Raw genomic sequence first — 8,573 nt, 5'->3', positions numbered from 1 at the left:
CGCCGTGGCGCTCGCGGTCGCCGACCGCGACACCTCGGATTCCAAGATCCCGAACATCGTGCTGTCGACCGCGCACGCGGCCAAATTCCCCGACGCGGTGGAAGCCGCCTGCGGGGTGCGTCCGCAGCTGCCGGTCTGGCTCGGAGGCCTGATGAGCAAATTCGAACATATCACGGTCATGAAGAATGATTCCGCCGAGGTCGAGCGCTTCGTGCTGGCGGTCAGCCGTGCTGCCAAGCAGGGAGTTGCCTGATGGGCGTTGAAATCACGAAGCTGCCGAGCGGCCTGACAATCGTCACCGACACCATGCCGCATCTGGAGACCGCGGCGCTCGGGGTCTGGGCCGGCGTCGGCGGGCGCGACGAGAAGCCGAATGAGCACGGCATCTCGCATCTGCTCGAACACATGGCGTTCAAGGGCACGGCGCGGCGCTCCTCGCGCGAGATCGTCGAGGAGATCGAGGCGGTCGGCGGCGACCTCAATGCCGGGACCTCGACCGAGACCACGGCCTATTATGCGCGGGTGATGAAGGCGGATGTGCCGCTGGCGCTCGACGTGCTCTCCGACATCCTCGCCAACCCCACCTTCGTGCCGGACGAGCTGGAGCGCGAGAAGAGCGTCATCGTGCAGGAGATCGGCGCGGCGCAGGATACCCCCGACGACGTCGTGTTCGAGCATCTCAACGAGCTCTGCTATCCGGAGCAGCCGATGGGCCGCTCGCTGCTCGGCACCGCCAAGACGCTGAAGGCCTTCGACCGCGACATGCTGCGCGGCTATCTCTCGACGCATTACCGCGCCCCCGACATGGTGGTCGCGGCCGCCGGCGCGGTCGATCACACGCGGATCGTCGAGGACGTCACGCAGAAGTTTGCAAGCTTCGACGCCACGCCGGCGCCGCAGCCGCAGGCCGCGATGTTCGGCACGGGCGGCTCGCGGGTGGTGCATCGCGATCTCGAGCAGGCGCATCTGACGCTGGCGCTCGAAGGCGTGCCGCAGACCGACCCCTCGCTGTTCTCGCTGCAGGTCTTCACCAACACGCTCGGCGGCGGGATGTCGTCGCGGCTGTTCCAGGAGGTGCGCGAGAAGCGCGGACTGTGCTACTCGATCTACACCTTCCACGCGCCCTACACCGACACCGGCTTCTTCGGCCTCTACACCGGGACCGATCCGGCGGATGCGCCGGAAATGATGGAAGTCATCGTCGACGTCATCAACGACGCGGTCGAAACCCTGACCGAGGCCGAGGTCGCCCGCGCCAAGGCGCAGATGAAGGCCGGCCTGTTGATGGCGCTGGAAAGCTGTTCATCGCGGGCCGAACAATTGGCACGCCATGTGCTAGCCTATGGTCGGCCGCAGACGGTGGAAGAACTGGTGGCCCGGATCGACGCGGTCAGCGTCGAATCGAGCCGCAACGCCGCCCGTGCCCTGCTGGCGCGCAGCCGGCCCGCCGTTGTTGCGCTCGGCAGCGGCAGGGGTCTGGACACGGCGGTGGCTTTTGCGGAAGGATTGACGAAGTCGAAGGCAAAGACGCTGCTGCACTAAGGGGGCCGCGAGGCTCGGGGCAGGGTGTCACGCCCGAATGGGCGGGGGAGTGTTGGGCCATGGCCCTGTTTCGTTTGCCGTCCAATGGACCCGCTGCACTGATGCCGCGCGGTCACGGGCTCTTGCTGCGCGCGCCGCAGATGTCGGATTTCCCGCAATGGGCGCAATTGCGCGAATTCAGCCGCGCCTATCTCACGCCGTGGGAACCGATCTGGCCCTCCGACGACCTGACCCGCGCCGGCTTCCGCCGCAGGCTGCGCCGCTACACCGAGGATATCGCCGCCGACCGCTCCTATCCGTTCATCATCTTCCGCGAATCGGACGGGGTGATGATCGGCGGCATCACGCTCGCCAATGTCCGCCGCGGCATCGTGCAGGCCGGCACGATCGGCTATTGGGTCGGGCTGCCGCATGCCCATCGCGGCTACATGACGACGGCGCTGCGGGTGCTGCTGCCCTCGCTGTTCGGCGAGCTCAACCTGCACCGCATCGAGGCGGCCTGCATTCCGTCCAATGCCTCGTCGATCCGCGTGCTGGAGAAGTGCGGCTTCACCCGGGAGGGCCTGGCGCGGCGCTATCTCTGCATCAATGGGATCTGGCAGGACCACCTGCTGTTCGGCCTGCTGCACGAGGATTTCCGCGGCTGATCCGTAAGCCTTTTTGCGGAGGGCGGTGCCGCCCTCGATGCCTTGGGTTCGCCGCCATTGCCTTGCTATAACGGCCGCGAAACAGGGAACCCGGTTGGGAAATTTGAGGATATTGATGGGTGAAAGGGTGATCAGGTTCGCGCTCGCAGCGGCGGTATCGATCGGTCTCGGTGCCACGCTGCTGCCTTCGGCAGCTTCCGCGCAGTCGCTGAGCGACCGCTTCAAGAGCCTGTTCGGCGGCGGCTCGTCCGACCAGGACAAGCCGGCGACGCCCGCGGCGCCGCAGCAGCTCAACGATGCCGACGCTGAACTGACCTGCCCGCCGGTGCAGATCCGCTCCGGGGCCTCGACCTATTCGGTGGCCGCGAACGGCAAGGAAGCGGTCGGCAACGACGTCAAGTTCCTGGCCTCGATCACGCGCACAGCGCGGCAATGCAATCTGAACAGCGGCCAGATCACGGCCAAGATCGGCATCCAGGGGCGGATCATTGTCGGTCCCCAGGGCGCGCCACCGAGCATTCAGGTGCCGCTGCGCGTCGCCGTGGTGCAGGGCGGCGTCGGCGAGAAGACGATCATGACCAAGGCCTACACCACCACGGTGCAGATGGACGAAAGCGGCAGCGTGCCATTCAGCCTGGTTGCCGAGGACGTCGTCTATCCGGCGCCGTCGCCGGCCGACAACGACAATTACATCTTCTATATCGGCTTCGACCCGCAGGCCCTGAAGCCGGAGCCCAAGGCCCGCGCGCCGCACAAGAAGAAGTAACAGAACGTTTTCGAGCGAAGTGGACAACCGGTTCGCGTGAAGAAAGCGCGTCAAACGGACGAATTTGGACAAAACAAAAGGCCGGCGCGATGAGCTCGCGCCGGCCTTTTTTAAGGAGTTGAGATCGCGTCAGTTCAGCTTGGAGCGGACTTCCGCGATGCCCTTGCCGACGAGGTCGTCGGCAACCGAGCCCTTGACCGACTGCGACAGGATGGTCGAGGCGGCGGTCACGGCGGCGTTGGCCGCGGCGGCGCGGACATCGGCCACGGCCTGGGCCTCGGCCTGGGCGATCTTGCTCTCGGCGGTCTTGGTCCGCCGCGCGACAAAATCTTCCATCTTGGTCTTGGCTTCGGCCGCGATCCGTTCGGCTTCGGCCTTGGCGCTGGAGATGATCTCCTCGGCCTCGCGCTCGGCGCTGGCGCGGCGCGCCTTGTACTCGCCGAGCAGCTTATTGGCCTCGTCCTTCAGGCGGCGGGCGTCTTCCAGCTCGGCCTTGATGCGCTCGGCACGGTGGTCGAGCGCCGTCAGCAGGGTGCGATGGACGCCGAGATAGCCGAACACGACCAGCAGAATGACGAAGGCGATCGCAACCCAGGTTTCCGGTTCGTAAAACATCGTCTATCCCTTCAGCGACGCGTCGACGGCGCTGTTGACCGCATTGGCGTCCGGCGTGACGCCGGCGAGTTGCTGGACGATGGCGCCGGCCGCATCCGCCGCGATGCCGCGGACGTTGCTCATGGCGTTGGTCCTCGTCGTTGCGATCTGCTTCTCGGCGTCGGCGAGCTTTGCCGCCAGCTTCGCTTCCAGCGCCTTGCGCTCGGCTTCCGAGGCCGCGTTCAGCTTCTCGCGGGTCTCGTTGCCGATCGCCTGCGCGTTGGCGCGCGCATTCGCCAGCTCGGTCTCGTAGGCCTTCAGCGCCGCGTCGGACTCGTCCTTCAGCTTCTGCGCCTCGGCCAGATCGCCCTCGATCTTGTTCTGACGTGCATCGATCGTCCCGCCGACGCGCGGCAGGGCGATACGCGACACGATCAGGTAGAGCGCGACAAATGCAATCGCCAGCGACACCAGCTGCGAGGCGAAATTGGACGAATCGAACGGCGGAAAGGCTCCGCCGTGATGTCCGCCGTCGGTCTCGGTGTGGGCGCCGGCTTTCTGGCCTTTTGCCTCGCCATGACTCTCAGCCATGGTGTTCTCCTGTTGCTGTCATGCGCGCCGCCCTTGGAACGACCCTTGGGCGGCGCGAAGGGGTTGCCGCAAAGCGGAACCGGGTTACCGCAGAGCGGAACCGGGGTGCCGCTCAGAGCGGAACGAACAGCAGGAGCAGCGCGATCAGCAGCGAGAAGATGCCGAGCGCTTCGGTCACGGCGAAGCCGAAGATCAGGTTGCCGAACTGGCCCTGAGCGGCCGACGGGTTACGCACCGCAGCGGCGAGGTAGTTGCCGAAGATGATGCCCACGCCGACGCCCGCGCCGCCCATGCCGATGCACGCGATGCCCGCGCCGATAAGTTTTGCTGCTGCCGGTTCCATATGTAGCTCCTTGAGAAAGATAGACAGATTGGTGGGTGGAGATTCCCCGGACCGCTTAGTGTCCCGGATGAATGGCGTCGTTGAGGTAGATGCAGGTCAGGATCGCGAACACGTAGGCCTGCAGGAACGCGACCAGCAGTTCGAGCGCGTACAGCGCAATCGTGAGCGCCAGCGGCAGCACGCCGCCGACCCAGCCGAGCGCGCCCAGCGAGAAGCCGAGCATCGCGACGAAGCCCGCGAACACCTTCAATGCGATGTGGCCGGCCAGCATGTTGGCGAACAGACGAACGCTGTGCGAGACCGGGCGCAGGAAGAACGACAGGATCTCGATGAACATGACCAGCGGCAGGATGTAGATCGGAACGCCGTGGGGGACGAAGATGCTGAAGAATTTCAGGCCGTTCTTGTAGACGCCGTAGATCAGGACGGTGAAGAACACCAAAAGCGCGAGCGCCGCGGTGACGATCAGGTGGCTCGCGATCGTGAAGGTGTAGGGGATGACGCCGACCAGGTTCGAGACGCAGAGGAACATGAAGAGCGAGAAGATCAGCGGGAAGAACTTCATGCCTTCCGCGCCGGCCGTGCTGCGAATCGTGGTGGCGACGAACTCGTAGGAGATTTCGGCGACCGACTGCAGCCGTCCCGGAACCAGTTCCCGGCCGCTCGCCAGCATCAGCAGCGCAATCAGCAGCACCGCGATGAACATGAAGAGCGAGGAATTGGTGAAGGCGATCGTGTGATTGCCGATGTGGCCGAGCGTGAAGAGGGGCTCGATATTGAACTGGTGGATCGGGTCGATTTTCATCCGCGCGGCTCTTGGTCCACCGGCTATCGTGCCGGTAATCGAATTTCAAATGTCGTGACTTCCCGCCAGCGCTCAGCGCTTGCCCGAGGCCACGCCCGCGGACCTCACCACGTTGACCACCCCGGCGACGAAGCCGAGCAGCGTTAACACGATGAAGCCGAATGGCGACGTCGACAGCAAACGGTCGAACCCCCAGCCAATCGCCGCTCCGACGGCAACGCCCGCGATCAGCTCCGAGGAAAGACGAAAACCGAGCGCCATCGCCGAAGCTCTGGCCGCACTGTCCCCGCCTTCAGTACCGGATTGATCAGTCTTGCTCCTGCGGCTGTCGCGAATTTCTGACAACCGATGATCGAGACTTCCGAGCCTTGCGGAAAGCGCAGCTTCGTCAGGAGGCGATTGATCGCGACTTCCATTTGCGCCGTCGTTGGTGTTCTCAGCCATGCTGGAAACACTAACCGATGCCGCGGATGATGGAAATTGCGCCCGTCCCCGTCAAAAGCCGCGCGGACCATACTTACCGCGTCTAATCAAGTCAAGATTGCGTCGTAACCAGTTATTGCTTTGATTCTGCTGGTTTTATTTGGAGATATTCAAGGTCAGAGTGACGCAGTGATCGCAGTGCAACAGCTTGCGTGGCATTGAGCGATATTGCGTGGCTTTTCCGGCTCTGCTGGGATCGCCGAAAGTCCCGTCCTCTCACGCAGTCAGGTTCCGCATGCCGCGCCAGATCGATTACTACTTCTCGCTGCAATCCCCCTGGGCCTATATCGGCCACAAGCCCTTCGTTCGACTCGTAAGCACTTACGATCTCAAGGTAAATTACCGGCCCGTGCTGCTGGTCGATCTGTTCTCGGAGACCGGCGGACTGCCGCTCGCCAAGCGCCATCCGGTGCGGCAGCGTTATCGGATGATCGAGTTGCAGCGCTGGCGCGACAAGCGGGGGCTGAATTTTCATCTGCAGCCGGCCAACTGGCCGTTCAACGGGCGCCTTGCCGATGGCGTGGTGATCGCGATGCTCGAGTCCGGCCTCGACCCCGAGCCGTTCTTGCAACGGGCCTATCCCGCGGTGTGGGAGCAGCAGCTTAATCTTGCTGATCCTGCGACGCTGGTGAAGCTCGCCGACGATGCCGGTTTGCCCGGCCGGCAACTGGTCGAGCGCTCGAGCACTGAAGCGATCAGCGCGGCCTATGAGCAGAATCGCCAGAATGCATTGGACGCCGACGTGTTCGGCTCGCCCGGATACGTGCTCGATGGCGAGGTGTTCTGGGGCCAGGACCGGATCGAATTGCTTGAAGACGCGTTGAAGTCGGGCCGCAAGCCCTATAGCTCTGTGGTCTAGGGCAGGAATCAGGTTGAGGCGGAGCAAGCCATGCCCATCGCGATGTCGCCGTCGAAATTGTCCATCGCAATTGCTGCCATCCTGATCGCAAGCGGCGGCGCGGCGATCGCGCAAACCGCGCCGGACACCGAAAATGGCCGCTACGCATTGTCTCCGGCGGGCGACGGTTTCCTGCGGCTCGACACGCGCACCGGCGCGGTGTCGACCTGCACCAATTCCAGCGCCGGCTGGGCCTGTTACATGGTGCCGGACGAGCGGGCGGCGCTGGACACCGAGATCGGGCGCCTGCAAGCCGACAATGACAAGCTCAAGGGTGAGCTCGCCGCGCGCGCACCGTCGGCCAAGACCGACGAGGCGTTGCCGAAATCGGATCAGCTGAAGAAGGCGGAGCCCAAGACCGAGCCGAAGGTCGCCGAGGGCGAGCGCAAGATCGAGATCCCGCTGCCGAGCGACCGCGACATGGATCGCATGATGTCGTTCCTGGAACGGGCCTGGCGGCGGCTGATCGAGATGGCCAACCGCGTGCAGCGCGACGTCAATGGCGGCAAGATTTGATTTTGCGCTGACACTGTTACAACAGCGTCGTCCCGGCGAAAGCCGGGACCCGTACGCCGCGGCCTCTCGATTTCGATGACTCGGAGTTGATGTCTCGCCGAAGTAATGAACATCGGTGGTTATGGGTCTCGGCTTTCGCCGGGACGACATAGTGAGAGTTACAGATGAACTCATCGAGGACCATCACGCACTCGGCGCCATCCTCCGTCGCGGCAACCAGCATCGTGTCGTCGCGCCTTGCGGTCGAAACGTCGAGCGCCGGCTTCACCGACATCACGCGCGAGGTCGCCAAATTCCTGCGCGAGGCGCGCGCCGGCGAGGGTGCGGTCACGCTGTTCATCCGCCACACCTCGGCCTCGCTGACGATCCAGGAGAATGCCGATCCGGCCGTGCTGGTCGATCTGATGACGGCGCTCGACCGTGCGGCGCCCGAAGACGGCGGCTGGCGTCACGACACCGAAGGCCCTGACGACATGCCGGCGCACATCAAGACCATGCTGACGGCGACCTCGCTGCAGGTCCCCGTGCTCGACGGCGAGATGGCGCTCGGCACCTGGCAGGGCATCTATCTGATCGAGCATCGCGCCCGCCCGCACCGGCGCGAGATCGTACTGCAATTCATCGGCGCCACGCGCTGACGCGCGCGACCCATCTTTTTAGACCTGGCCTCCAAATGACATCGGCCGCGGATCGCTCCGCGGCCGATGCAGTTTGATTTGATCGCGATGTCGACGGTCAGGTCTTGGTGATGTCGACGTCCTTGGTTTCCGGAATGAACAGCGCGCCGACCACGACGGTGATTGCGGCGAAGATGACCGGATACCAGAGACCGGAGTAGATATCGCCGGTCGAGGCGGTGATCGCGAACGCGGTCGCCGGGAGCAGGCCGCCGAACCAGCCGTTGCCGATATGATAGGGCAGCGACATCGAGGTGTAGCGGATGCGGGTCGGGAACAGTTCCACCAGCATGGCGGCAATCGGGCCGTAGACCATGGTGACATAGAGCACCAGGACGAACAGCAGGCCGATGACCGACGCCACCTGAGGACGGAAGACGTCGAACGGGTGCGACATCTTCACGATGCCGGCGTCACCCGGCTTCGGATAGCCCGCCGCCTGCACCGCCGCGAGGATTGCGGGGTTCGACGTCTTGGCGTCCGTATACGGCACTTCCTTGTCGTTGATCAGGATCTTCACCGGCGAGCCGGCCGGGCCCGGCACCGTCGAATATTTCACCGACGATTGGGCAAGGAAGGCGCGGGCGGTGTCGCAAGGCGCCGAGAAGACACGGGTGCCGACCGGGTTGAACAGATCGCCGCAGCCCGCGGGATCGGCAACGACCTGCACCTTGATCGACTCGTAAGCCTTTTCCAGCGCCGGATTGGCGT

At 64.4% G+C, this 8,573-nt stretch carries 12 protein-coding genes and 1 pseudogene; 7 read left to right on the top strand and 6 right to left on the bottom strand.

All coding sequences use genetic code 11. The annotated features are described in order from the left end of the window. From AKL29_RS44085 to AKL29_RS00765, 4 genes and pseudogenes are all read left to right on the top strand, one after another. Nucleotides 1-253, top strand: a pseudogene (locus AKL29_RS44085) (threonine synthase); the annotation flags it as partial. Then, nucleotides 253-1,542 carry a M16 family metallopeptidase gene (locus AKL29_RS00775; protein ID WP_050382360.1) on the top strand — a complete coding sequence of 430 codons (1,290 nt, stop codon included), beginning with the start codon at nt 253-255 and terminating at the stop codon, nt 1,540-1,542. The pseudogene AKL29_RS44085 and the gene AKL29_RS00775, both read left to right, overlap by 1 nt. A 59-nt stretch (nt 1,543-1,601) precedes the next feature. Further along, nucleotides 1,602-2,189 (top strand): GNAT family N-acetyltransferase, encoded by a 588-nt coding sequence (locus AKL29_RS00770; protein ID WP_026191927.1) that lies wholly within the window; start codon nt 1,602-1,604, stop codon nt 2,187-2,189. Nucleotides 2,190-2,304: 115 nt separating this feature from the next. Next, the gene (locus tag AKL29_RS00765; protein ID WP_028333737.1) at nt 2,305-2,955 is read left to right on the top strand and encodes a hypothetical protein; all 651 of its coding nucleotides are present in this window, start codon (nt 2,305-2,307) and stop codon (nt 2,953-2,955) included. A gap of 129 nt (nt 2,956-3,084) precedes the next feature. On the opposite strand, the gene AKL29_RS00760 is transcribed toward AKL29_RS00765, so the two are convergent. The 5 genes from AKL29_RS00760 to AKL29_RS00740 form a co-directional block, all read right to left on the bottom strand. Next, nucleotides 3,085-3,570 (bottom strand): F0F1 ATP synthase subunit B family protein, encoded by a 486-nt coding sequence (locus AKL29_RS00760; RefSeq protein ID WP_028333736.1) that lies wholly within the window; start codon nt 3,568-3,570, stop codon nt 3,085-3,087. Nucleotides 3,571-3,573: 3 nt separating this feature from the next. Then, nucleotides 3,574-4,140, bottom strand: coding sequence for a F0F1 ATP synthase subunit B (locus AKL29_RS00755; RefSeq protein WP_028333735.1), 567 nt, complete (start codon nt 4,138-4,140; stop codon nt 3,574-3,576). Nucleotides 4,141-4,252: 112 nt separating this feature from the next. After that, nucleotides 4,253-4,483, bottom strand: coding sequence for a F0F1 ATP synthase subunit C (locus AKL29_RS00750; protein ID WP_016847054.1), 231 nt, complete (start codon nt 4,481-4,483; stop codon nt 4,253-4,255). Between the two features lie 55 nt (nt 4,484-4,538). Then, entirely contained in the window at nt 4,539-5,288 is a 750-nt protein-coding gene (locus tag AKL29_RS00745) for a F0F1 ATP synthase subunit A (RefSeq protein ID WP_028338954.1), read from the bottom strand. Between the two features lie 72 nt (nt 5,289-5,360). Continuing rightward, entirely contained in the window at nt 5,361-5,732 is a 372-nt protein-coding gene (locus AKL29_RS00740) for an AtpZ/AtpI family protein (protein WP_028333733.1), read from the bottom strand. Between the two features lie 274 nt (nt 5,733-6,006). Between AKL29_RS00740 and AKL29_RS00735 the strand changes: the two genes are divergently transcribed. The 3 genes from AKL29_RS00735 (at nt 6,007) to AKL29_RS00725 (ending at nt 7,823) form a co-directional block, all read left to right on the top strand. Then, the gene (locus tag AKL29_RS00735; RefSeq protein ID WP_050382351.1) at nt 6,007-6,630 is read left to right on the top strand and encodes a 2-hydroxychromene-2-carboxylate isomerase; all 624 of its coding nucleotides are present in this window, start codon (nt 6,007-6,009) and stop codon (nt 6,628-6,630) included. A 30-nt stretch (nt 6,631-6,660) separates the two neighbouring features. Then, nucleotides 6,661-7,185 (top strand): hypothetical protein, encoded by a 525-nt coding sequence (locus AKL29_RS00730; protein ID WP_028333731.1) that lies wholly within the window; start codon nt 6,661-6,663, stop codon nt 7,183-7,185. Nucleotides 7,186-7,349: 164 nt separating this feature from the next. Next, nucleotides 7,350-7,823 carry a secondary thiamine-phosphate synthase enzyme YjbQ gene (locus AKL29_RS00725; RefSeq protein WP_050382349.1) on the top strand — a complete coding sequence of 158 codons (474 nt, stop codon included), beginning with the start codon at nt 7,350-7,352 and terminating at the stop codon, nt 7,821-7,823. Nucleotides 7,824-7,920: 97 nt separating this feature from the next. Here the strand turns inward: AKL29_RS00725 and AKL29_RS44080 are convergent. Then, on the bottom strand, nt 7,921-8,573 hold a 653-nt coding region (locus AKL29_RS44080; RefSeq protein WP_244481656.1), incomplete at its 5' end, for an MFS transporter.

It is taken from the genome of Bradyrhizobium pachyrhizi (assembly GCF_001189245.1).
Lineage (GTDB): Bacteria > Pseudomonadota > Alphaproteobacteria > Rhizobiales > Xanthobacteraceae > Bradyrhizobium > Bradyrhizobium pachyrhizi.
This window is presented reverse-complemented; position numbering and strand designations above follow the sequence as displayed.